This is a genomic window from Hymenobacter rigui (genome assembly GCF_003944715.1).
Classification (GTDB): domain Bacteria; phylum Bacteroidota; class Bacteroidia; order Cytophagales; family Hymenobacteraceae; genus Hymenobacter; species Hymenobacter rigui.
This window is the reverse complement of record NZ_RWIT01000005.1, coordinates 259040-282720: the sequence shown is the minus strand read 5'-3', so window position 1 is coordinate 282720 and position 23681 is coordinate 259040. Positions and strand designations below refer to the sequence as shown.

At 60.5% G+C, this 23681-nt stretch carries 17 protein-coding genes; 10 read left to right on the top strand and 7 right to left on the bottom strand.

Annotation, left to right across the window (positions count from 1 at the left end):
- The first annotated feature begins 10 nt into the window (after positions 1 to 10).
- Positions 11 to 1009: a prolipoprotein diacylglyceryl transferase gene (gene lgt, locus EI291_RS12105; protein ID WP_125420195.1), complete on the top strand. Its 999-nt coding sequence runs from the start codon at positions 11 to 13 to the stop codon at positions 1007 to 1009.
- Between the two features lie 247 nt (positions 1010 to 1256).
- On the opposite strand, the gene fbaA is transcribed toward lgt, so the two are convergent.
- From fbaA to EI291_RS12085, 4 genes are all read right to left on the bottom strand, one after another.
- Entirely contained in the window at positions 1257 to 2345 is a 1089-nt protein-coding gene (fbaA, locus tag EI291_RS12100) for a class II fructose-bisphosphate aldolase (protein ID WP_125420193.1), read from the bottom strand.
- A gap of 179 nt (positions 2346 to 2524) precedes the next feature.
- Positions 2525 to 3415: a hypothetical protein gene (locus EI291_RS12095; RefSeq protein ID WP_125420191.1), complete on the bottom strand. Its 891-nt coding sequence runs from the start codon at positions 3413 to 3415 to the stop codon at positions 2525 to 2527.
- A 96-nt stretch (positions 3416 to 3511) separates the two neighbouring features.
- Positions 3512 to 4540 carry a LacI family DNA-binding transcriptional regulator gene (locus EI291_RS12090; RefSeq protein ID WP_240635526.1) on the bottom strand — a complete coding sequence of 343 codons (1029 nt, stop codon included), beginning with the start codon at positions 4538 to 4540 and terminating at the stop codon, positions 3512 to 3514.
- Positions 4541 to 4658: 118 nt separating this feature from the next.
- Positions 4659 to 5732 carry a glycoside hydrolase family 43 protein gene (locus EI291_RS12085; protein ID WP_125420189.1) on the bottom strand — a complete coding sequence of 358 codons (1074 nt, stop codon included), beginning with the start codon at positions 5730 to 5732 and terminating at the stop codon, positions 4659 to 4661.
- A gap of 613 nt (positions 5733 to 6345) precedes the next feature.
- On the opposite strand from EI291_RS12085, the gene EI291_RS12080 reads away from it, so the two are divergent.
- From EI291_RS12080 to EI291_RS12070, 3 genes are all read left to right on the top strand, one after another.
- Complete coding sequence (locus tag EI291_RS12080; RefSeq protein WP_205701596.1) at positions 6346 to 7374, top strand: glycoside hydrolase family 43 protein; 1029 nt, start codon at positions 6346 to 6348, stop codon at positions 7372 to 7374.
- Positions 7375 to 7419: 45 nt separating this feature from the next.
- A complete protein-coding gene (locus EI291_RS12075; protein ID WP_125420187.1) occupies positions 7420 to 8520 on the top strand; it encodes a cellulase family glycosylhydrolase in 1101 nt (366 codons plus the stop codon).
- Between the two features lie 82 nt (positions 8521 to 8602).
- On the top strand, positions 8603 to 9664 hold the full coding sequence (locus EI291_RS12070) for a glycoside hydrolase family 43 protein (RefSeq protein WP_125420185.1): 1062 nt from the start codon (positions 8603 to 8605) through the stop codon (positions 9662 to 9664).
- A gap of 85 nt (positions 9665 to 9749) precedes the next feature.
- Here EI291_RS12070 and EI291_RS12065 read toward each other — a convergent pair whose 3' ends face one another.
- Complete coding sequence (locus EI291_RS12065) at positions 9750 to 10811, bottom strand: UDP-glucose--hexose-1-phosphate uridylyltransferase (protein WP_125420183.1); 1062 nt, start codon at positions 10809 to 10811, stop codon at positions 9750 to 9752.
- Positions 10812 to 10992: 181 nt separating this feature from the next.
- A complete protein-coding gene (galK, locus tag EI291_RS12060) occupies positions 10993 to 12159 on the bottom strand; it encodes a galactokinase (protein ID WP_125420181.1) in 1167 nt (388 codons plus the stop codon).
- Between the two features lie 436 nt (positions 12160 to 12595).
- Here galK and EI291_RS12055 point away from each other — a divergent pair, with 436 nt between their 5' ends.
- The 6 genes from EI291_RS12055 (at position 12596) to EI291_RS12030 (ending at position 23181) form a co-directional block, all read left to right on the top strand.
- A complete protein-coding gene (locus EI291_RS12055) occupies positions 12596 to 15682 on the top strand; it encodes a SusC/RagA family TonB-linked outer membrane protein (protein ID WP_125420179.1) in 3087 nt (1028 codons plus the stop codon).
- A gap of 41 nt (positions 15683 to 15723) precedes the next feature.
- Positions 15724 to 17271, top strand: coding sequence for a RagB/SusD family nutrient uptake outer membrane protein (locus tag EI291_RS12050; protein ID WP_125420177.1), 1548 nt, complete (start codon positions 15724 to 15726; stop codon positions 17269 to 17271).
- Positions 17272 to 17435: 164 nt separating this feature from the next.
- Entirely contained in the window at positions 17436 to 18506 is a 1071-nt protein-coding gene (locus EI291_RS12045; RefSeq protein WP_125420175.1) for a glycoside hydrolase family 43 protein, read from the top strand.
- A 39-nt stretch (positions 18507 to 18545) separates the two neighbouring features.
- Positions 18546 to 20174 carry a family 43 glycosylhydrolase gene (locus tag EI291_RS12040; RefSeq protein WP_240635525.1) on the top strand — a complete coding sequence of 543 codons (1629 nt, stop codon included), beginning with the start codon at positions 18546 to 18548 and terminating at the stop codon, positions 20172 to 20174.
- Between the two features lie 56 nt (positions 20175 to 20230).
- Entirely contained in the window at positions 20231 to 21406 is a 1176-nt protein-coding gene (locus EI291_RS12035) for an aldose epimerase family protein (protein ID WP_125420173.1), read from the top strand.
- Between the two features lie 68 nt (positions 21407 to 21474).
- On the top strand, positions 21475 to 23181 hold the full coding sequence (locus EI291_RS12030; RefSeq protein WP_125420171.1) for a sodium:solute symporter family transporter: 1707 nt from the start codon (positions 21475 to 21477) through the stop codon (positions 23179 to 23181).
- 175 nt (positions 23182 to 23356) lie between these two features.
- On the opposite strand, the gene yidD is transcribed toward EI291_RS12030, so the two are convergent.
- Positions 23357 to 23578: a membrane protein insertion efficiency factor YidD gene (yidD, locus tag EI291_RS12025; protein WP_125420169.1), complete on the bottom strand. Its 222-nt coding sequence runs from the start codon at positions 23576 to 23578 to the stop codon at positions 23357 to 23359.
- Positions 23579 to 23681: the final 103 nt, after the last annotated feature.

The window sequence follows — 23681 nt, the reverse complement described above, 5'->3', positions numbered from 1 at the left end:
TTTCCTGCGTATGAGTTTTCTAAGTGCCATTCTCTGGAATCAGAACCCCATTATTACCGAGTTGGGGCCCCTCACGCTGCGCTGGTACGGGCTGCTGTTTATGTCGGGCTTCGTGGTGGGCACATTCATCCTGGGCCACGTGTACAAGTCGGAGAAGGTGTCGCCGCGCTGGGTCGATGTCATCACCATTTACGTGCTGCTGGGCACGGTGCTGGGCGCGCGCCTGGGCCACGTGTTTTTCTACGACTGGGCCCAGTACAAGAATGATTTGCTGAGCATCTTCAAGATCTGGGAAGGCGGGCTGGCCTCGCACGGGGCCACCATCGGCATCATCTTCGCCGTGTGGCTGTTCAGCCGTAACAACAAGTTTGATGTGCTCTGGACCCTCGACCGGATTGTGCTGGTAGTGGCCGTGGGCGGCGCGCTCATCCGCATCGGCAACCTGATGAACTCCGAAATTGTGGGCCAGCCTACCACTGCGCCCTGGGCCTTCGTGTTCCCCCGCGACACCGAGCACCTGCAGGAGCCGCGCCCCGACCAGCCCGTGCCGGCCGGCTCGGTGGCCGTGACGCGCGTGCGCCAGCCCGATGGTAAGGTGGCCTACGAAACCCAGCCCGTAACGGGCAGCGTGGCCCCCGGCACCGAGGTAGCCGTGCCGCGCCACCCCACCCAGATCTACGAGTCGCTGTTCTGCGTGTTCCTGTTCGTGGTGCTGTACTCGATGTGGAACCGCACCAAGGAGCACACGCCCCGTGGTCAGCTGTTCGGGCTGTTCGTGGTGCTGCTGTTCACGTTCCGCATCGTGGTGGAGTTCTTCAAGGAAGACCAAGTGGCGTTTGAGCAGGGCATGACTCTGAACATGGGCCAGTGGCTGAGCATCCCGCTGGTGTTCATCGGCCTCTACGTGCTGTTCACAGCCCGCAACCGCCCCGGCCGCCCCGAGGATGCCCCCCGCGACCTGCACGAGCAGGAAGCCCGCGAAGCCGCGCTGGCCGCTGCCAAGCGGTAATTTAATTAGGATTGCACGGTGTAGAGACGCAATATCTTGCGTGTCGTCGTTGCTGACGTTGTTCTAAAGGACGCGTGTCCATTTGTTCAACGACGAGACGCAAGATATTGCGTCTCTACACCGTGCCTGCCGCTTCTTGGGTTCCTCGTTCCGCTCAGAATAACGAATAAACAAAACGGCCCCGTACTCAACCAGAGCACGGGGCCGTTTTGTGTTGAGACGCGAACTACAAAGTTCGCGCTACTTCCTAGGGGCGGCGGTTTACGGCGTTGAGGTCTTCGAAGGCCGACTTGAGGCGGGTTACGAAGCTTTCCTCGCCCTTACGCAGCCACACGCGCGGGTCGTAGTACTTCTTGTTGGGCGAATCCTCGCCGGTGGGGTTGCCGATCTGGCTCTGCAGGAAGCCTTCGTTCTTCTGGTAATACCCGCGGATACCGTCCCAGAACGCCCACTGCATGTCGGTGTCGATGTTCATCTTGATGGCCCCGTAGCTGATGGCCTCGCGGATTTCCTCCTGCGTGGAGCCCGAGCCGCCGTGGAATACGAAGTTGATGGGACGCTCGGCGGTGAGGCCGAATTTCTCCTTCACGAAATCCTGGGAGTTTTTCAGGATAACGGGCTGCAGCTTCACGTTGCCGGGCTTGTACACGCCGTGCACGTTGCCGAAAGCAGCGGCAATGGTGAAGCGGGGGCTCACCTTGCTCAGCTCCTCATAAGCGTAGGCTACTTCCGAAGGCTGCGTGTAGAGCTTGCTGGAATCCACGTCGGAGTTGTCCACGCCGTCTTCCTCGCCGCCGGTTACGCCCAGCTCAATTTCCAGCGTCATGCCAATTTTGGCCATGCGCACCAGGTACTCTTTGCAGATTTCGATGTTCTCCTCGATGGGTTCCTCCGAGAGGTCGAGCATGTGCGAGGAGTACAGCGGCTGGCCGTGCTCGGCGTAGAATTTCTCGCCGGCTTCCAGCAGGCCGTCAATCCAGGGCAGCAGCTTTTTGGCAGCGTGGTCGGTGTGCAGAATCACGGGTACGCCGTAGGCCTTGGCCATCAGGTGCACGTGGTGCGCGCCCGAAATGCCGCCGGCAATGCTGGCCTGCTGCTTGTCGTTGGCCAAGCCTTTACCGGCGAAGAACTGGGCACCCCCGTTCGAGAACTGAATAATAACCGGCGAGTTCAGGTCGCGGGCGGCTTCCAGCACGGCGTTTACCGTGTCGGTGCCGGTTACGTTCACGGCGGGCAGGGCGTAGCCGTGGGCTTTAGCGTGTTCGAAAAGCTGCTGCACTTCGTCGCCGTGCAGCACGCCGGCGCGCAGGCCGGTGAGAGTGGTTTGTTCAGCCATTTGCTGGAAGATGATGGCGCTGGTCGGGGAAAGGCCGCACCGGGTTTTGGAATCTTAGGTCAAACATACTCAAAAGAAAAAGGTCCTGCTACACGCAAAAGCGGGCCCTTAGCGAAAATTCGCTAAGGGCCCGCTCAACGCTGCGCTTCGGTCCGCCTGCGGCTGGGCCGGCGGTGGTTTTATTGGAACGAGTACGTGTAGAGCGCGCCCTGCTCGTTGCTGATGTAGAGCGTGTTGTTATCGGTGAATACGGCACCCTCGGTCTGGCCCGCGCCTTTCAGGGAAATCTGGCGGGGCGTGGCCTTCAGAATTTCCTCAAAGCTGTTTCCCTCCAGCACAAACATTTCCTGGCGGGCCAGCAGCACAAGGCGGCGGCCATCGGGGCTCAGGGCGGCATCGGTTACCTGGCCGGGAATGGCGAGGCGGGTGATTTGCTGGGCGATGTAGTTACCGGGCTGGTCGGGCACGGCATACACCTTGCTGGTTTGTTCCTGGGCGCGGTCCTTGGTGAACAGGTACACCTTGCCGGCGTGCCAGAGCGTGGCTTCGCAGTCGAAGTTGCGCTCCTCCTTGGCTGGCGGGAAGTCCTTCTGATCGGGGTATTTCAGGTGGATTTCCTGCACCTGCTGCACGTTGGCAGGGTTGAGGCGATAAATCACCAAGTCCTGGCGGCTGTTGTTGTTATTGCCCACGTCGCCGATGTACACGTGGCCGTTGGTGTCGCGGGTGATGCTTTCCCAGTCGTGGCTTTTCACCGGAATATCCAGCTGGGCCAGCGTTTTGCCGGTGCTGCTGATTTTGTACAGAATGGGCTGGGTGCCGTCGTCGCCGTGGGTGAAGAAGGAGCCGGCCTCGCCGGTCAGGGCCAGGCCGGAGCTTTCGGGCACGCCGCTCATGCGGCCCACTTCCGTCAGGTTGGCAATGTTAGCGGCACCTTTACCGCCTTTCTTACCTTTTTTCTTCCCCGATTTTTCCTGCTTCTGGTTGCCTTCCGGGTTTTGGGTTTGAGCCTCTGAGCAGCTGCTCAGCAGCATACCCGCCAGAGCGGCGGCAAAAAATAAGGTGCGCATAGCGTATTGGAGTTGCATGAAAACGCCGCAGCAAAATGCCGCGGCGGGTTGCAGCTATACGCAAACCAGAAGGATGGGGTACGGCAAGCCCCAATTTTAGCTGGCCGTATGCAGGGATGAATCCCGGATCAGCAGTTCGGGCTGCAGTAAAATTCGCCGGGGCGAAAATGGGGTGGACGTATGCTCCCGCATCTCCAGAAACAGCCGCACCGCCGACTGTCCCATCTGTTCGCACCGCTGGTCAACGGAGGTAAGCATGGGCTCCGTGAGCGACGTGAAGGTTTCGTTGCTGAAGCCAGCCAGCGCCATGTGCTGGGGTACGCGCAGCCCCCGACGCTTGAGTTCCTGCAGGGCCCCAACGGCGGAAAAGTCGCTGGCTGAAAACACGGCGTCCGGCGGGTTTGGCAGTTGCAAGAGTTGCTGCATGCCTGCCACTCCATCGTCCAGGGCCATGTTGGAATGCAGAATGAGTTCGGATTCGATTGGCAGGCCGGATTCCCGCAGGGCATCAAGGTAGCCCTGCTGACGGTCCTTGTAGATGTTCAGGTGCTGCGGCCCGCCAAAGTGTGCAATGCGGCGGCAGCCCTGGGCAATCAGGTGCTTGGTAGACTGGTAGCCCCCGGCCCGGTCATCCAGAACCACGGCACTCACGTCCTGACCGTCCAGAATCCGGTCGAAAAATACCAGTGGAATTTCCTGCTTGCGTACTTTTTCAAAGTGCCGAAAGTCGCGGGTGGTGCGGGAAAGTGACACCAGAATTCCCTCTACCTGGGCACTAAGCAGAGTTTCGATGTTTTTGCGCTCATGCACCACATCTTCATTGGATTGGCAGATGAGCACATTGAAACCGGCTTTGCTGGCCACGGTTTCAATGCCTTTGACAACAAGCGTAAAAAAGTGCCCATCAATGTGCGGCACCATTACGCCCAGCAGGTTGCTGCGGCCTTTGCGCAAGCCCGCCGCCATGTGGTTGGGCTGGTAGTGCAGCTCCTGCGCCAGCTTCCACACCCGTTTCTTGGTGGCGTCGCTGATGCTGGGGTGGTCCGATAGGGCCCGGGATACGGTAGAAACCGATATACCCAGCTGAGCAGCTAAATCGGTAATGGATGCTTTCGTGCGCGCCAAACTGTTCTGACTTTGAGGAACTACTCCTGAGAATATGGTCGGCAATATCCGCAAACCCCACGCAAGAACTTGTACGGTTTGCGCGTTTTCTTGCGTAGAATTTGCGTAAAGCCGGCTTCTAGGCCGGCAGGGGTTGCGGTGTATACGTGGGGCCCTGGCAGCGCGGGCCTTTCGGGGTCCACACCAGTTTATCGATGCAGAGCTGCCGCTGCTGCATGCCCGCATCCCAGGCATGATACACCAAGTATTCCTGTCTGCAATCAGGACTCATCACGTGCGAGTGGTGGCCGGGGCCGCGTACATGCCCGGCTACGGCCGCCAGCACCCGGGGGCCTTTTCCGCCACCTGCTTCGGAGTAGGGGCCCATAACGTTATCAGCCACGCAATAATCAACGCCGTAACGGGGCGTGAGGAAGTTAGCTCCGCTATAGAAGCAATAGTACCTGCCTGCGTGTTTGCGCACATACGGGCCCTCCAGGGTGTGCCATTCCGGAAATGTCTGGCCGCCGTACAGAGGCATGGTGCGGTTTTTTTCGAATACCGTCCAGTCGTGCCGGGCGCGCATTACCGTGCGGCTCTGGCCGGCCAGTCGGGTCATATTGAGCAGCTTATCCACGACCAGACCCGTGCCGGGGCGGAAGCCGTTGTCGGTATCAATAAAGTCGCGGGCGTAGAACAGGTACCATTGCCCGTCGGTGTCCTGGAAAGCGTGAGCATCAATGGTGAATTTGCTGCCGGGCACATCCAGCGTGGCTACTTGTGTATAGGGGCCCTGGGGCGTTTTGCTGGTAGCCACATGCAGCCGATGGCCCACCGTGGCCCCAACGGCACCTCCACCCATGGAATAGTACATGTAGAAGGTGCCATTGTGGTAGACGACCTCTGGAGCCCAGAAATCAGCTCCTTCGGCACCGACCGGGGGTGTGAGAGCCCCGCTGGCAGGTTTCCAATCCACCAGGTTATCGGAAGTGAGCAGGGTAAAAATGCGCCCGTCCGGAGTGCGGCCCTGGCCGGTAGTACCAAAGGCGTAATAGTGACCCTGGTGCTGAAGTACGAACGGATCGGGAAATTGCCCGGCGTACACAGGGTTGGTGTAGGTTTGGGCGGCCTGCGCCAGCGCAGTGTGCAGAAGGGTGAGGGAGGCAAGGCCGGCGGTGGCTTGCTGCAGAAAGGTGCGGCGGGAATAGGGCATAGCAACGGCTTGTAAACGGTAAAATGCGGATGATGGAGGCGCGGGCGGCACCAGGCAGAAGAAGCCGATAGCCATTGGTGCCGGCCGAATGAGCACGTAAGTGTAGTCCCAGCGCGGTATGGGGCCTGCCCGCTGGTTACGGAGGATACACTACTGCTACGTGTTCGAACAGCAGATGAGTGAGTACTTCATCATCATGCCTCGACAAGATGAGAATAAATAGACAAACGTTTGCATGAAATTAGTAAAACGTTTTAGCTTGCGAAGCCTACGGTACCGTAGCCGGCTGGGTGGTGCGTTGTGATATACCGAGCCCAGTCTGATATCCTTAGCAAGACAACGGGTTGTGTTGCTAGGATGAATTGTTCGCTTTTACATATCTGTGCAATAACTGACAGTATGCTGCAACGCTTCGACTACCTTCCGGGTCGTCTGAGCTGGGGCTGCTTTCCAGGGAGAGAGACAGAGCTTCTCGTAAATCTTGCCGAGGGTTATCTTGCAAACGTTTGCGCTAAAATACCTTGATTACCTATTAGTGCGCATTGTGCGTAGCCTCGCCAATGGCCCAGGGGACGCTTCTTGATTCAGGATACCGCTCATCACGTCCTTTTGTATGAACAGACGTTTTTTTCTGCGGGGGATGGTAGTAGTTGCGGCCTGTGGTTTTGCCAATATGCCCCCGCTGCGGGCGCAGGCCGGAGCTACTTTCCTGAACCCACTACGCTCCGACGGGCCGGACCCATGGGTAATCCGACACGACGGCTATTATTACTACACCAACACAACCGGCCGCAACCTGACGCTCTGGAAAACCAGGGCCCTGAGTGCCGTGCACCAGGCACCCGCTGTCGTAGTATGGACGCCGCCGGCGGCCGGGCCCGCCTCCGCCGAGCTGTGGGCACCGGAGCTGCACCGCCTGGACGGCAAGTGGTACCTCTACTACACGGCTACTGACAAGGCCCACCCCGGCGACAATGCCCGCTACGTATTTGTACTGGAAAACGCTGCCGCCGACCCCACTACCGGCACCTGGACCGACAAGGGCCGTCTGAATACTCATTATACCGGCCTCGATGGCTCCGTGTTTGAGCACGGTGGCAAGCGGTATTTTCTGTACTCGGCGTATGTTGGGGCGCAAAGTGTGCTGGCCATTGCGCCCTTGCTCAATCCCTGGACGCTGGAGCCGGGCAAGGAAGCGGTTATTGCCCGCCCTACGCGAGGATGGGAGAAGGGCGGCGGCCGCCAGATTCTGGAAGGCCCGGAATTTCTGCGGGGGCGTAAAGGCCAGCTGTTGGTGGTGTATTCGGCCAGTGCCTGCTGGGATGACAACTATTGCCTGGGCATGCTTACCGCTCCCCCGGGGGCCGACCTCTTGCAGCCCGGGTCGTGGAGCAAAGCGTCTGAACCGGTATTCAAGCCCTCGGCCCGGAACGGCGTGTGGGGTACGGGGCATAACTGCTTTACTACCTCGCCGGATGGACGCGAAAACTGGCTGGTGTATCACGCCAAAACCGCCGCCGACGGCACGTGTGCCGGCCGTAGTGCCCGAATGCAGCGCTTCGGCTGGAACCCCGACGGGACGCCCAACTTCGGCGAGCCGGTTTCCCTGGCCCAACCCCAACCCAAACCCTCGGGCGAGTAGCGGACCGACAAACGAAACTGACCTGTTATCCTTTCCTCTCCTTCCATGAAAAAACTACTGTTTGCACTGGCGCTGCTGGCTTCCACCGCCACGGACTCATTTGCTCAAAAAACCAAGCTCAAAACCAAAGGCGTGGCTGCTACGGCCACCATGCAGGGCCAACGCTGGTCGGTGGAGCGGGCACAGGCCTGGTACAGGCAGCACCCCTGGCTGTCGGGAGCCAATTTTACGCCCAGCACGGCAATTAACCAGCTGGAAATGTGGCAGGCCGATACCTTCGACCCTGCCACCATTGATAAGGAACTGGGCTGGGCAGAGGGCATCGGCTTTAACACCATGCGCGTGTTTCTGCACAGCCTGGCCTGGCAGCAGGACCCCCAGGGCTTCAAGAAGCGTGTGAGCGACTACCTGGCCATTGCGGATAAACACCATATCCAGACGATGCTGGTGTTCTTTGACGACTGCTGGGACGAAACGCCGAAGCCCGGCAGACAGCCCGCTCCCAAGCCTGGTATTCATAACTCGGGCTGGGTACAGGACCCCGGCGACCCAACCTCCCGCGACTCGGCCAGCTTTGTGAAACTGAAACCCTACGTACAGGACGTGCTGCGCAGCTTTGCCAACGACCGGCGCATTTTGCTGTGGGACCTCTACAACGAACCCGGCAACAAAGGCGAGGGTAATGCCTCCTTGCCGCTGCTGCGCAACGTGTTTGCCTGGGCCCGGGAGGTAAACCCCAGTCAGCCGCTGAGCGCGGGCCTCTGGAACTGGGGGCTAGTGGAGCTGAATACCTTTCAGGCCATGAACTCCGATATTGTGACGTATCATAACTACGACGATGTAACCACCCATGAGCGGGTAATTGAGCTGCTGAAAACGCATAACCGGCCGCTTATCTGCACCGAGTATATGGCTCGGCCGCGCAACTCCCGCTTCGTGAACATCATGCCCTTGCTCCGGAAATACAATATCGGGGCTATTAACTGGGGCTTGGTGGATGGCAAAACGAACACCAAATACCAGTGGGATGTGCCGGTGAAGGATGGTGGCGAGCCGGGAGAGTGGTTTCATGAAGTGTTCCGCAAAGACGGCACCGCTTACCATCAGGACGAAGCCGATTTTATTCGGAAAATGAACGGGAAATAAGGCCGCCGCTAAATCTATATTCTGGCCGCCCGGGCGGTGCCCAAACCCGTGGGCACCGCCCGGAGCCACTCCGTATCAACCCATGAAAAGCTGCTACCCGTTGCTGCTGGCCCTGCTGCTGGCCACTGCCTGCTCCCGCCCGCCCCGCGCCATCCATACCCCCGAAGCGGGCACCTTTACCAACCCATTGCTGCCGGCTGGTGCCGACCCCTGGACGATTCATCACAACGGCTTCTACTACTACACCCACACAACCGGCCGCAACATCACGCTCTGGAAAACGGCTTCTCTGAGCCAGCTGCGCACTGCCCCCAGCAAAGTAGTCTGGACGCCCCCGGCTACCGGCCCTAACTCCCGCGAAATCTGGGCGCCGGAGCTGCACCGCATAGCGGGCAAGTGGTACCTCTACTACGCCGCCGATGCCGGCCGTAACGCCGACCACCGCCTCTGGGTGCTTGAAAACAGTGCCCCCGACCCTCTGGATGGTACGTGGGTTGATAAAGGTCAGATTACCGATGCCACCAACAAATGGGCCATCGACGGCTCCGTATTTGAGAATCGGGGGCAGCTGTACTTTATTTGGTCGGGGTGGGAGGGCGACCAGAATGGTCGGCAGGATATTTACCTGGCCCGCATGAAAAATCCCTGGACTATTGACGGGCCACGGGTGCGCGTATCCACGCCCACGTATGCCTGGGAGCGAAACGGCGACCTGAACAACCCCGCCGACCCGCCCCACGTGGATGTGAACGAAGGCCCCGAAGTACTCCGCCACGCCGGTAAGCTGTACCTGATCTACTCGGCCAGTGGCTGCTGGACCGATACGTATGCCCTGGGCATGCTCACCGCGTCCGAAAAAGCCGATTTGCTGCGTGCCGACTCCTGGATAAAGTCGCCGGAGCCCGTATTCCAGCAGAATGCCGATAATAAAGTGTACGCTCCCGGCCACAACAGCTTTTTCAAATCGCCGGATGGAACGGAAGACTGGATTCTGTACCATGCCAACGATGAACCCGGGCAGGGCTGCGGCCGGTTGCGTACTCCCCGGGCCCAGCGTTTCACCTGGAACGCCGATGGTACTCCCAACTTTGGGGTTCCCGTGGTAGTGGGCCAGCCGCTGGCCCGGCCAGCGGGCGAGCAGTAGAAACTATATTGCACAGCAGCACAGCAAAAGGGCCCGCAGCAACGTGCTGCGGGCCCTTTTGCTGTGCTGCTCAGGCCGGCAGGGGTTATGATGGGTTATGGCGGGCGGCTTTGTAGTGCACATCGGGCAGCTCGCGCAGGCGCTGGGCGGCGGCTTCGGGGGTGATGTCGCGCTGGGCGTTGCCGAGCAGCTCGTAGCCCACCATGAACTTGCGTACGGTGGCCGAGCGCAGCAGCGGCGGGTAGAAGTGCAGGTGCAGGTGCCAGGCCGCGTGCTGCTGCCCGTCGGTGGGGCGCTGGTGCAGGCCGGCGGAGTAGGGGAAGGAGGTCTGGAACAGGTTGTCGTAGCGGATGGTGAGCTGGCGGACCATCTCGGCCAGTGCGTCCTTTTCCTCGTCCGTGAGCTGGGTCAGGTCCTGCACGTGGCGGCGGGGCAGCACCAGCGTCTCGAAGGGCCACACGGCCCAGTAGGGTACCACCGTCACCCAGTGCGCGTTTGCCAGCACCACGCGCTGCTGCTGCTCCAGCTCCAGGGCCAGGTAATCGGCGAGTAGGCTGCGGCCGTGCTGCTGGAAGTAGGCCTGCTGCTGCCGGGTTTCCTGGGCCGGCTCGCCGGGTACGGTGCGCTGGGCCCAGATCTGGCCGTGGGGGTGGGGGTTGGAGCAGCCCATCACCTGGCCCTTGTTCTCGAAAATCTGCACGTAGTTGATGTCGGGGCGGGCCCCCAGCTCCCGGAACTGCTGGGTCCACACGTCCACCACCCCGCGAATGGCCTCCGGGCTCATTTCGGGCAGGGTTAAATCGTGGCGGGGGGAGAAGCAGATAACCCGGCCCACGCCCGATTCGGCCTCGGCCCGCAAGAGCCCGCCAATGTTGACCTCGCCCACGGGCGTGTCGGGCAGCAGGGCGGCAAAGTCGTTGTCGAAGACAAAGGTGCCGGTATAGTCGGGGTTCACCTCGCCGTTGGCGCGCACGTTGCCGGGGCATAGGTAGCAGGTGGGGTCGTGGGCGGGGCGGGGGGCCTCGTCGGTGGCTTCCTGCTGGCCCTGCCAGGGACGCCTGGAGCGGTGCGGGGACACCAGCAGCCACTCGCCGGTAAGGGGGTTGTAGCGGCGGTGCGGGTGTTCGGTCAGGTCAAATTCAGCCATGTAAGCGTATGGTAACGGGTAGTCGACGATAAAAAGGCTGAGCGTGAGCCCGGCCGCCGGACACACCGTTTGGTGATGCCTGCAGCTCCGGGCTCACGTTCAAGAAGCATCCTCTCTGCTTAATCCGGCCCCTTTCCGGCCTTGCATTCCCACGTGCAAGTAGCAGAGAGGATGTAAGCGGTTATGGTAGCACTAGGGACGGCTCTACTTCCACACCGCCTACAATGGTGGTGCAATATATTTCGAGAGGCCGCCCCAGCTGCTGCTGGTACTGCGCGGTCATCAAGCGGCAAAACTCATCCACTGCCTCGGTGGCTACCAGGTTGATGGTGCAGCCGCCGAAGCCGCCGCCCATCATACGGGCCCCGTACACGCCGGGCAAAGGACGGGCCGCCGCCACCAACAGATCCAGCTCGGCACAGCTTACTTCGTACTGGTTCCGTAACCCGGCGTGGGAGGCATACATCAGCTGGCCAAATGCCACCATGTCCTTCTCCGATAAGTGCTGGCAGGCCAGCACCACGCGCTGGTTTTCCTCCACCACGTACCGGCAGCGCCGATACACTATATCCCCTAGCTCCGGCTGGTGCGCGTCCAATTGGGCCAGCGTCGCGTCGCGCAGGCTGCGCACTTGCGGGTAGTATTGGCGCAATACAGCTACTCCCAGTTCGCACTCCTGGCGGCGGGAATTGTATTCGGAGCTGGCCAGGGAATGCTTTACCCCGGAGTTGCACAGCACAATACGGCAGGTGGTGGTGTCAAAGGGAAAATATGCGTACTCCAGGGAGCGGCAGTCGAGGAGGACTACCTGGCCGGCTTTGCCAAACAGGCTGGCAAACTGGTCCATAATCCCGCACTGCACACCCGCGTGGGTGTGCTCGGCCTGCTGGCTGAGTCGGGCCAGCTCCATCCGGCTCAGACCAGCCTGCAGGAGTGTGTTCAGCGCCAGCGCCAGGCCGCATTCCACGGCTGCCGACGACGATAAGCCAGCCCCAATGGGCACGTTTCCCCCAAATACACAATCGAAGCCTGGCACCGCAATGCCTTGCTGCTGAAAGCCTGCCACTACGCCTGTCAGATAGTTTGCCCACAGTATGGGGCCCGGTTGTAGCTGTGTTGTTTCAAACTCGTGCCGCTCGTCTTTGTCATGCGAGTAGAGTCGTACCACAGGGAGTCCGTTCAGGGCCACGGCAAAGTAGATTTCCTTATCGACGGCGGCCGGCAGCACGAAGCCTCCATTGTAATCGGTGTGCTCCCCAATCAGGTTGACGCGGCCAGGTGCCCGAACCACCAGCGGCACGGTTGAGAAGATCCGCTGAAAAGCGGCGGCAATGGCAGAGGCTGACATAGGCAAGTAAAGTGAGCGAGGAAGCAAATGAAAGAATTTTATGCAAACGTTTGCAAGAAATCCAGTGGTTTTTTCTTTTCGCGTTTGGTCCTTCGTCGGGGGAGAATCAGTGCGGGTTGCTTATCCTGCACAGTTTAACCTCAGCAGTAGTGAGTAACCCATTACTTTTGATATAAAATATTTATTGATGATTCTTGACAAAGGAATAATAACTACTTAACCTTACGCAGTAATTCGGTGCAGGTGAGCTGTTATAGCTGCACTCACTCCAGTTGTCCTTCCCACACTACCCCGGTAGCCTGGTAGCATTTTGATATCAGGCTTTTCTTCCGCAGTTCACTGCAAACGTTTGCAATTTCTTTCTAAGCGCAAACGTTTGCTCGCCGCCACTTGTATTCATTTACCCCCGACACATCCTACCCAACTGCCCCTTCCTATGAACCGAATGGTACCTCATCCGCAACACTTATTGCTGCCGGCCCTGCTGAGCTGCCTGCCGCTACTGGCCACCGCCGCCCCGGAAGCGTCTTCGCTACTCCGGGCCGCAACGCCCGGCGTGGCGGCAACCGTTGCCGGCCGCATTACCGATGAAAAAGGCCAGGGAATGCCCGGCGTAACGGTGCTGGAAAAAGGCACATCCAACGGCGTGACTACCGACAGTGACGGACGCTACAGCCTTACGGTAGCCGACAATGCAACGCTGGTTTTCTCCTTTGTTGGCTATACCACCCAGGAAGTGCCGGTAAACGGCCGCAGCACCGTGGATGTGCGCCTGGATGTGGATAGCAAGGTATTGAACGACGTGGTAGTAGTGGGCTACCTGACCCAAAAGCGCGAAGACGTGACGGGCTCCGTCGCCAGCGTGAGTGGGCGGGACGCCCAAAAAGCCCCGGTAGCCACCATTGCCGAGGGTATTCAGGGCCGGCTGCCAGGTGTGCAAGTTATTAACTCGGGCGTGCCGGGCCAGGCACCTCTGATAAACATTCGAGGTCTGGGGTCTATAGGCGGCAGCAGCAGCCCCCTCTACATTATTGACGGGCTGTGGGTAGATAACATCCGGGATTTTAACACTGCCGATGCCGAGTCGATTCAGGTATTGAAGGATGGAGCCTCCCTGGCGCCGTATGGTTCACGCGGGGCCAACGGGGTAATTATCATTACCACCAAAAAGGGTAAGGCGGGTACGCCAGCTATCAGCTTCAATGCCTATAGCGGGGTGCAGAAAATCAACAAGACCTACGACCTGATGAATGCCCAGGAATGGGCCGTTATCAACCGCCAGGCCTACGAAAATGCCGGCCGCCCGGTGCAGCCGTTTGTGGCCAACCCCAACGGGGTGGATACGGACTGGCAAAAAGAGCTGATCCGGACGGGGCGGGTAGAGGATTACAACCTGAGTTTCTCAGGGGGCGGGCCCAACTCCAATTTCCTGCTGTCGGGTGAGTATTTCAACCAGAAAGGCACCACCGTGGGCCCCAAGTTTGAGCGCTACAGCGTGCGTCTGAACTCGGGCTTTAACCGGGGCCGCCTGCGCGTGGGCGAGAACCTGCAGCTGGCCCGCACCAACTCCACGGCCATCAACGGGCTGCCCTTCCTGGATGTGCTGCGCATGCTGCCCGTTATTCCGGTGTATGATGCGGCCAACCCCGGTGGGTTCGGCTTCGGGAACAACAACGCCAGCACCTTCGGGACCAACCCCATAGCCCTGCAGAAACTGCTGAACAACACCTCCGAGAACAACCGCATTCAGGGCAACGTGTACGGGGAGCTGGACATCTTTAGCTTCCTGCGCTACCGCCTCAATCTGGGTACCGAGTACCTGGCCTACCACGACCGGGAAAAGCGCCATTACGGGCAGTGGCGCCAGAACGACCCGCTGAACCCCTCGTACTACGCCGAGAATCAGGGAAACAGCTTTTTCACGATGGTGGAGAATACGCTGTCCTTCGATAAGAGCTTCGGTCAGAACAACGTAACGGCCGTGGCCGGCTACACCGAGCAGCACCAGACCAACGACTTCACCCGGGGCCGCAACAACGACTACGGCACCGGCCCGGTGTACTATTGGGCCCTGGATGCCGGCAGCAGCGCCCCGCAGGTGGTAGGTTCTTCTTACACCTACAACAAACGCTCCTACCTGGGGCAGATTACCTATGACTACGACCAGCGCTACCTGCTGACTGCGGCCATCCGCCGCGACGGTTCCTCGCGCTTCAGCCCCGAAAACCGCTACGGTACGTTCTACGCGGCTTCGGCCGGCTGGCGGATTTCTAAGGAAGATTTCTTCGCCAACCTCACCGATAAGGTAAGCAACCTGAAGCTGCGGGCCAGCTACGGGGTGCTGGGCAACGAGCAAATTGGCGGGCCCTACGGCGGTGCGTACCGCTGGCAGGGTGTAGTGAACCCCAACGTGAACTACCCGTTCGGGGGCGACAACACCCAGAATGGTAGCGTGCAAACTCAGCTGCCCAGCACCGATATAGCCTGGGAGGAGCGCCGCACGGCTAACTTTGGCTTTGATCTGGGGCTGCTGCAGGACCGCATCACGCTGTCGGCCGATTACTACCGCTCCGAAACGCGCAATGCCCTGGTAGACCCCGCCATTCCGATTGTGCTGGGTAACGCGGGCAGCAACCCGTACCAGCGCATTGGCCGCATTCAGAACCGGGGACTGGAACTGGTAGTCGGCTACAACGAAAACCGCAGCGCCTTCAAATACAGTGTTACCGGCAACCTGACCACTATCAAGAATGAGGTAACGCGCCTGAGCAATACCGAGCGTCAGAACTTCTTTGTGGGCGGCCCCGGCGAATCGACCCGCACGGAGGTTGGCTACGAGCTGGGCTCCTTCTACCTGTATCAGTTTGACGGTATCTTCCAGACTGGCGACAACATAGCCGGCAGCGCCCAGCCCAATGCCCAGCCCGGTGATGTGCGCTATAAGGACATCAACAACGATGGTCAGATAACGGCCGCTGACCGCACGCACATCGGGCGGGTGTTCCCCAAAATCCAGTACGGCCTGAACCTGTCGACCAGCTACAAGGGTGTCGATCTGTCGGCCTTCTTCCAGGGCGTGCAGGGCAACGATATTCTGAATACCGGCCGCTACTGGCTGGACCGTACCGACGACAATGGCAACTACCGCAAGGATTTCAGCCCCTGGACGCCTTCCAACCCCTCCACCACTACGCCCCGCGCCATTATTGCCGGTGGGGGCGGGCAGGCCGGCGAGGCGGCCATCAACAACTCCCGCCTCAACTCCTCGCGGTGGCTGGAAGATGGCTCTTACCTGCGCCTGAAAAACCTGCAGATTGGCTACACAATTCCGAAAACTTTAACGGAGCGAGTGAAAGGAGTGGGCAGCCTGCGCGTGTATGTAACGGCGCAGAACCTGTTCACCGTGACCGACTACACCGGCTACGACCCCGAAGTGGTGAATGGCAACCTCTCGCGCGGCGTGGATGAGGGCAGCTACCCCAACCTGCGCACCGTGTCGCTGGGCCTGCAGCTGGGCCTGTAGTAGCGGCTACCTCTTCCCCCACCTTCCCATCTGATATTCCCATGAAACTACATACACTCCGCTTTGCCGCTCTGGCCGGCAGCCTGCTGCTGACGACAGCCTGCGAAAAGGATTTTCTCGATCAGGTTAACCCCAATCAGCCCACTACAGAGTCGTTCTGGAAAACGGAGGGCGACGCCATCAAGGGCATCAATGCCTGCTACAGCGGCCTGCAGCAGCTGGGTACTTACCGGCGCTGGCTGCACTTCGCCTACGATTTGCGCTCCGATGACAGCTTCAGCCAGAGCCCCTGGGGTGAGCTGGCCGACTTTACCCGCTTTACGCAGGCCAACTACGATTTTGAAGTGTCGCAGAACCTGTGGCGCGACCATTACCGGGCTATCTGGCGCACCAACCAGGTGCTGGCCAACGTGCCCGGCATCCAGATGAGCGAAACGCTCAAAAAGCGGGTGCTGGCCGAAGCCAAGTTTTTGCGGGCCCTGTACTACTACAACCTGGTGACGCTGTACGGCAACGTGCCGCTGGCCCTTAAGCCCTCAGACCCGGCCAACCTGCCGCCCCAGGCCTCGGAAGCCCAGGTATGGACCCAGATTGTGCAGGACCTGCAGGAAGCCAAACCCGATTTGCTGGATAGCTACGGGGGCAACGACACTGGCCGGGCCACCAAAGGAGCCGCCACCACCCTGCTGGGTAAGGCTTATATGCAGCAGCGGCAGTGGGGGCAGGCCTCGGCGCAGCTGGCTGAGGTAATCAGCTCGAACCGGTACCGGCTGACCACCAGCTACACCGACAACTTCCGCCACACTACGGAAAACAACGCGGAATCCATCTTTGAAGTCCAGTTCTCGGATGCCAAGCTGGGCGGCAACGACGGCGACGACGCGACTTCTTCGGAAGGCGGGCAACGCTCCCAGTTCTGGGGCGTGCCTGGTGCCGGGTTTGTCGATGGAGAGGTGCGGCCCTGGGTGGTAAACGAGTTTCTGCAGGAGCCCACTACCACCGGAGCCCGCGACCCCCGGCTGGCAGCCACTGTGTTCTACAACCGCCGCCAGTTTACCTCCGCGCTGCCCGTTGACGGCGACACGCTGGTGTACGGTACTGGTTTTCTGCGCCGCTTCCGGGGCAATGCCCGTGACCTGAGCCGAGTATACTGGCGCAAGTACCAGACCGACTACTACCGCACGTTCGAGAACTTCGACTCGCCCATTAACCACCGGGTGATGCGTTACGCCGATGTGCTGCTGCTGCAAGCCGAAGCCCTCAATGAGCAGGGCCAGACCAGCGCCGCCGTGCCACTCATTAACCAGGTGCGCAGCCGGGCCGGGCTGGCACCGCTTACGGCCGGCAGCTTTTCGCAGGCTACCTTACGTACCCAGCTCATGCACGAGCGGGTAACGGAGCTGACAGGGGAAGGCCAGCGCTTCTTTGACCTGAAGCGCTGGGGGCTGCTGGATACTCAGGCTGGCATCGACCAGCTCAAAACCCGCGACACCGACTTCAACAGCTTCCGCGTGGACCGTTCCCGCCTGCTACCTATTCCGCAGACGGAGGTTGACCTGGCCCGCTACCAGCAGAACCCCGGGTGGTAATTGCCGGGTGAGTGTCTGAAGCAGAGCCGTTCCGGCCTTGGGGTCGGAGCGGCTCTGCTTTGCCGGGAGCGGGTAGCCGCTGACTTCTTATTTTCAAGCATTTGCAAGGCTTTTATTGCTGCTATCTGTATCCTGCTTTTTCCTTTCTAGCTTTCTACTGCCGCATGACCTGGTATTCTGCCCGATTTCTGCCCCTGAGCCTGCTCTGGCTCACGCTGGCCTGCAACAGTGGCTCCTCGCCCGCACCCGCGCCACCCACGCCGCCGCCGCCAACCACGCCTACTGCCACCACTTTTACCAACCCGCTGCTGAGCGCCGGCCCCGACCCATGGGTGTACCGCAAGGACAACGTGTACTACTACATGAACACCACCGGCGGCAATATCGTCATCCGCAAAACGGCCAAGATGACGGAGCTGGCTTCGGCGGTGAGTACGGTGGTGTGGACACCCCAGCAGGCCGGCATCAACCAGCGCGACCTGTGGGCCCCGGAGCTGTACTTCTTCGACGGGAAATGGTACATCTACTACTCAGCCGACCCCTTCTGCTGCGCCGGCCACCGCGTGCACGTGCTCGAAAATGATGCTGCCGATCCTACCACTGGCACCTGGACCTACCGGGGCCGCATTGCCAACCCTACCGCCGACCTGTGGGCCATTGACGGGACGGTGCTGGAGCAGAACGGCAAGCGGTACCTGATCTGGTCGGGCCACGAGGTGGAAAGCAGCGGTACGCAGCGGCTTTACATTTCGGAAATGAGCAACCCCTGGACGCTGGTGGGCCCGCGCGTGGAGCTCTCGCACCCCGAGTTCGACTGGGAAACTATTGGCGAGCCGGACGTGAACGAGGGGCCGGAAATTCTCAAGCACGGCGGCAAAACCTTTCTGGTGTATTCGGCCAGCCACTGCAGCACCGATGACTACTCTCTGGGAATGCTCACGGCCAGCAGCACCGCCGACCCCATGCAGCCCAGCTCCTGGACAAAGTCGACCAAACCCGTTTTTGCCAAGAATCCGGCCGGGCAGGCGTATGGTCCCGGTCATAACGGCTTCTTTCAGTCGCCGGATGGTACCGAAGACTGGATTATCTACCACGCCAACCCGCTAACCGGGCAGGGCTGCGGGGATAACCGCAGCCCCCGCATCCAGAAATTCACCTGGAAAGCCGACGGCACCCCCGATTTTGGTACCCCCGTCGCCCTGGGTGCCAAGCTTACCAAGCCTTCGGGCGAGTAAGCCCGGCGCATACTTCCCTTTATTTCCTTCCTGCGTATCGTGCATTTCCTTCCGTTTCGCCGGTTTGCTGGCGCTATCAGTTTTCTTGGCCTGAGCCTGATGGCGGCCTGCCACCAGCCAGCCGCTACCACCCATCTGAGTGGAAAGGCAGGGGCCGATAACCCAGCCGCGGCTGCTGAGGCTGCAACGGCGCCGGCAATCGGAGCCAACCCCATTCTGCCCGGCGACTTTCCCGACCCCTCCGTGGTACAGGTGGGCAATACGTACTGGGCCACGGCTACCAGCTCCAACTGGGGGCCGGTTTTTCCGTTGCTGCGTTCCTCCAACCTGGGCCGGTGGGAACTGGTAGGGCATGTGTTTCCCGACAAGCTGCCGGCCTGGGCCGATTACTACTTCTGGGCTCCTGAAATCAGTCAGGAGGGCAATAAAACCTACGTGTACTACACGGCCCACAAGCGGGGCGGCAATCTGGCCGTGGGCGTAGCCAGCGCCGACCGCCCCGAGGGACCCTACACCGACCACGGCCCCTTGGTAGGCCAGCCCGACGGCTCCATTGATGGCTTTCCGATGCGGGACGAGCAGGGTCGGCTTTACCTCATCTGGAAAGAAGACGGCAATAGCATCAACCAGCCCACGCCCATCTGGGCGCAGCCCATCAACGAAACCCGCACGGCGCTGGTGGGGGAGAAGCGGGAATTATTCCGTAACAATTCCGCTACCTGGGAAGGCAATCTGGTAGAAGGGGTGGCCATGGTGCGGCATGATGGCTACTTCTATGCCTTTTACGCCGGGGCTGGTTGCTGTGGCGCAGGCTGCACCTATGCTACCGGCGTGGCCCGGGCCAAAAGCCTGCTGGGACCTTGGGAGAAATACGCCCGCAACCCCGTGCTCACTTCCAACGACGCCTGGAAATGCCCGGGCCACGGCACGGTGGTGGAGTATAAGGGCCACTCGTACCTGCTGCACCACGCCTATGCGGCCCGCGGTCAGCAGTACGTGGGGCGGCAAGGGGTGTTGAGCGAGTTTACCTGGACGGCTGACGGCTGGCCCGAGTTTCGGGGAGGCAGCACGCCCATTGCACCAGCTGCGGCCCAGGCGCAGTCGTTTACGGATGAGTTCAGCGGGCAGAAACTGCAGCCGGTATGGCAATGGCCCGTGGAGCAGCGCCCCATAGCAACGCTGCGCAGCGGACAGCTCCACCTGCAAGCCCGGCCCGACCATGCAGGGGCCGCGCTGGGCCACAGCACCACCGCGCCCGATTACACGGCCACTACCACGCTGCTCAACCCGGCAGACCTGCCGGCGGGTTGCCGTGCCGGCCTAGCTGCCCACGGCGACCCCGACAACGTGTTGGCCCTGGTAGCCCGCGGAAATAAGATAGCATTAATACAAACCCAAAAAGGGCAAACGACCACCCTGGCCGAAGCCCCGCTACCTGCCGTTAAAACTGTTCAGTTGCGCGTGCAGACCCACCAAGGCAACCGGTTTACGTTTGCCTGGAGCCCCGATAGTGGTACCACCTGGCAGCCGTTGCCCGCTGATGGAGCCGCAGTGGATGGCAGTTTCCTGCCTCCCTGGGACCGGGGCGTGCGGGTAGGGGTGCTGGCCCACGGGCCTGCTTCCGCTACGGCGGTATTTGAGCGGTTTACGCTGACTGATGCGCTTTAACAAGTTGGGGTTAAATTTCCTGGCTTCCTTCTCGTCCTTTTCACCTGCTGTACTTCATGACGTTTCCTGTTTTTCGGAGCCTGATGTTGGCCGGGCTAGCCCTGTCGGCATGCTCCTCGCCCTCTACACCAGCGGGGCAGCCCGATGCTGCCGCTGCCTCCGCTACCTCTGATTCTGTGGCTATGAAACCCACCGCCAGCCCGTTCGGCCGCCTGCCCGACGGTACGTCGGCGCAGCTCTACACGCTGCGCAACGCCCACGGCCTGCAGGCCACCATCAGCACCTACGGCGGCACCGTCACCAGCCTGCTCGTGCCCGACAAGGCCGGCCAGCTCGGCGACGTGGTGCTGGGCTTCGACAGCCTGGCCGGCTACCAGAGCCCCGAGTATCGAAAGTCCGGGCCGTACTTCGGGGCGCTGATCGGGCGCTACGGCAACCGCATTGCCAAGGGCCGCTTCACGCTCAATGGTCAGGAATATAAGCTGGCCACCAACAACGGCCCCAACCACCTGCACGGTGGCCTGAAGGGCTTTGACAAGGTGGTGTGGCAGGCCGAACCCGGCACCTCGGCCCAGGGCCAGACGCTCACGCTCCGCTACCAAAGCAAAGACGGTGAAGAAGGCTACCCCGGCACCCTGCAGGTAACAGTGGTGTACACCCTGACCCCGGACGACGCCCTGCAGATTGACTACGCGGCCACCACCGACAAGGCCACGCCCGTGAACCTGACCAACCACAGCTACTTCAACCTGGGAGCCGGCCCCGATGTGCTGGGCCACCAGGTAACCCTGCCCGCCGACCGTTACACCGTAGTGGATGCCGGCCTGATTCCGACCGGCGAGCTGCGCCCGGTGCAGGGCACGCCTTTCGACTTTACCACGCCCCACGCCATTGGCGAGCGGATAGCTCAGGTACCCGGCGGCTACGACCACAACTGGGTACTCAACCAACCCAGCGGGCTGCATGAGGCCGCCGCGGTGTATGAGCCCACCACGGGCCGCACCCTGCAGGTGCGCACCACTGAGCCGGGCATCCAGTTCTACACCGGCAACTTTCTGGATGGCAGCCTGAAAGGGAAGGGCGGCAAAGTGTACGGCAAGCACGCGGGTTTCTGCCTGGAAACCCAGCACTTCCCCGACTCGCCCAACCAGTACGCTTTCCCCAGCACCATCCTGCAGCCCGGCCAGACGCTGCACTCCACCACCATCTACACCTTCGGCGTGCGCCGGTAAGCCGTGCGGGCGGTTGCTGGCTAATTAATCAGCCGTACATTGCCTGTCAGGTACTTAACCTTCCTTGCATGAATTCTCTTAACGCACTTGACCTGGCGGTTTTCCTGTTTTACCTGGTGGGCGTGTCCTGCTACGGGTATTACATCTACCGGCGGAAGCAAACCACCCAGCTTTCTACCAAGGATTATTTTCTGGCGGAAGGCTCACTGACGTGGTGGGCCATCGGGGCCAGTATGATTGCCTCCAACATCTCCGCCGAGCAGTTCATCGGAGCCTCGGGGGCGGGTTTCACGCAGGGGCTGGCCGTGGCCGCTTACGAGTGGATAGCGGCGTTGGTGCTGGTGTTTGTGGCCGTGTTTTTCATGCCCATTTACCTGCGGCAGAAAATTTACACCATGCCCCAGTTTCTGGAGCAGCGCTACAATGCCACGCTCAGCCTGATTATGAGTATTTTCTGGCTGTTTCTGTACGTGCTGGTGAATCTGACGGTGATTCTCTACCTCGGAGCCCTGGCCATTAACAACCTAGTAGGCAGCCCCGACGGCAGTTCCTTTCACCTGATTCTGATTGGGCTGGCCGTGTTTGCGCTGTTTATCACGCTGGGCGGGATGAAGGTAGTAGGCTACACCGATGTGGTGCAGGTAACGGTGCTGCTGCTGGGCGGGCTGGCGACCAGCTACCTGGCCTTGGTGCTGGTCAGCCAGAAGTTTGGCCTCGGCAACAGCGCGGTGGCCGGTTTTCAGCAGCTGCTGCACTCCGCCGACGACCATTTTCACATGATCTTCGCCAAACCCGCCCCCGATTCCAGCCAGGCCTACGTGAGCAAGTACCTGGCTTTGCCGGGACTGGCCATGTACGCCGGTGGGCAGTGGGTGGCCAACCTCAACTACTGGGGCTGCAACCAGTACATTACCCAGCGTGCCCTGGGAGCCGATTTGAACACGGCCCGCACCGGTATCCTGTTTGCGGCCTTGCTGAAGCTGATTATGCCTTTGGTAGTGGTGCTGCCCGGTATTGCGGCCTACGTACTGCATCAGCAGGGCGCGCTGCAGCAGGAAATGAGTGCCGGCGGCTCGCTCAACCCCGACAACGCCTATTCGGCCATTCTCACCTTTCTGCCCAACGGCCTGAAGGGGCTGAGCCTGGCGGCCCTCACGGCAGCCATTGTAGCCTCGCTGGCCGGTAAGGCCAACTCCATCTCCACCATCTTTACCCTCGACATCTACAAGCGTTACCTGGATAAGGAAGCCGATGAGCGGAAACTGGTGCGTGTGGGCCGTCTGACCATTGTGCTGGCCATGATGCTGGCCATTGCCTTCACCTGGAAAGATTTGCTGGGCATCAGCGGGGCCGGCGGCTTTACTTACGTGCAGAAGTACACGGGCTACATTTCGCCCGGTATTGTGGCCGTGTTCCTGCTGGGTATGTTCTGGAAGCGCACCACGGCCACGGCCGCCGTGCTCGGGGTGCTGGCAGGCTTTGGTTTCTCGCTGCTGTTCAACGATTTTGCGCCCCGCCTGTTCGGGCCCGAAACGCTGCTGTACTCGGCTTTTCCGAACGCCAATGGTGTGTACGAAGTGCCGTTTCTGGTGAGCATGGGCTGGTCGTTTTTCCTGACGCTGGTGCTGATGGTAGCCGTGAGCCTGGCCGGGCCGGCCATCAACCCCAACGCCATTTCCCTGCCCACCGGTCTGTTCCGCACCACCCCCAAGCAACAGGCCCTCATTGTGCTGATTGTGCTGCTGATTTCGGCCCTCTATATCAAATTCTGGTAAGTGGTTGACTGGTTAGGTAGTTGGGGGGGTAAAAAAACGTCATCCTGAGCAGCGCGAAGGACCTTATTACGCCGAAACGACAATCGTTATACCGACTCGTTCTGGCCTAATAAGGTCCTTCGCGCTGCTCAGGATGACAGTACCAACCATCTAATTACCCAACTACCCACCCACCTCACGGCACTGGGTCGTAGCCGTGGCCGCCCCAGGGGTGGCAGCGGCCGATGCGGCGCAAAGCCAGGCGGCCGCCGCGCCAGGGGCCGTATTTGGTTACGGCCTCCACGGCGTAGGCCGAGCAGGTAGGGGTATAGCGGCAGCTGGGTGGCTTGAGCGGCGAAATCAGGTGGCGGTACACCCAGAGCAGGCCCAGCACCAGCTGGCGGAACAGGTACGTCATGTGAAGGCAAAGGTCGGGAAAGTGGGGAACAGCCGGGCTGCGGAGGGAGTTTCCAGTGGAGCCGCAACTGCCGGTACGGCTGAGCCCGGCGAATCGGGCAGTT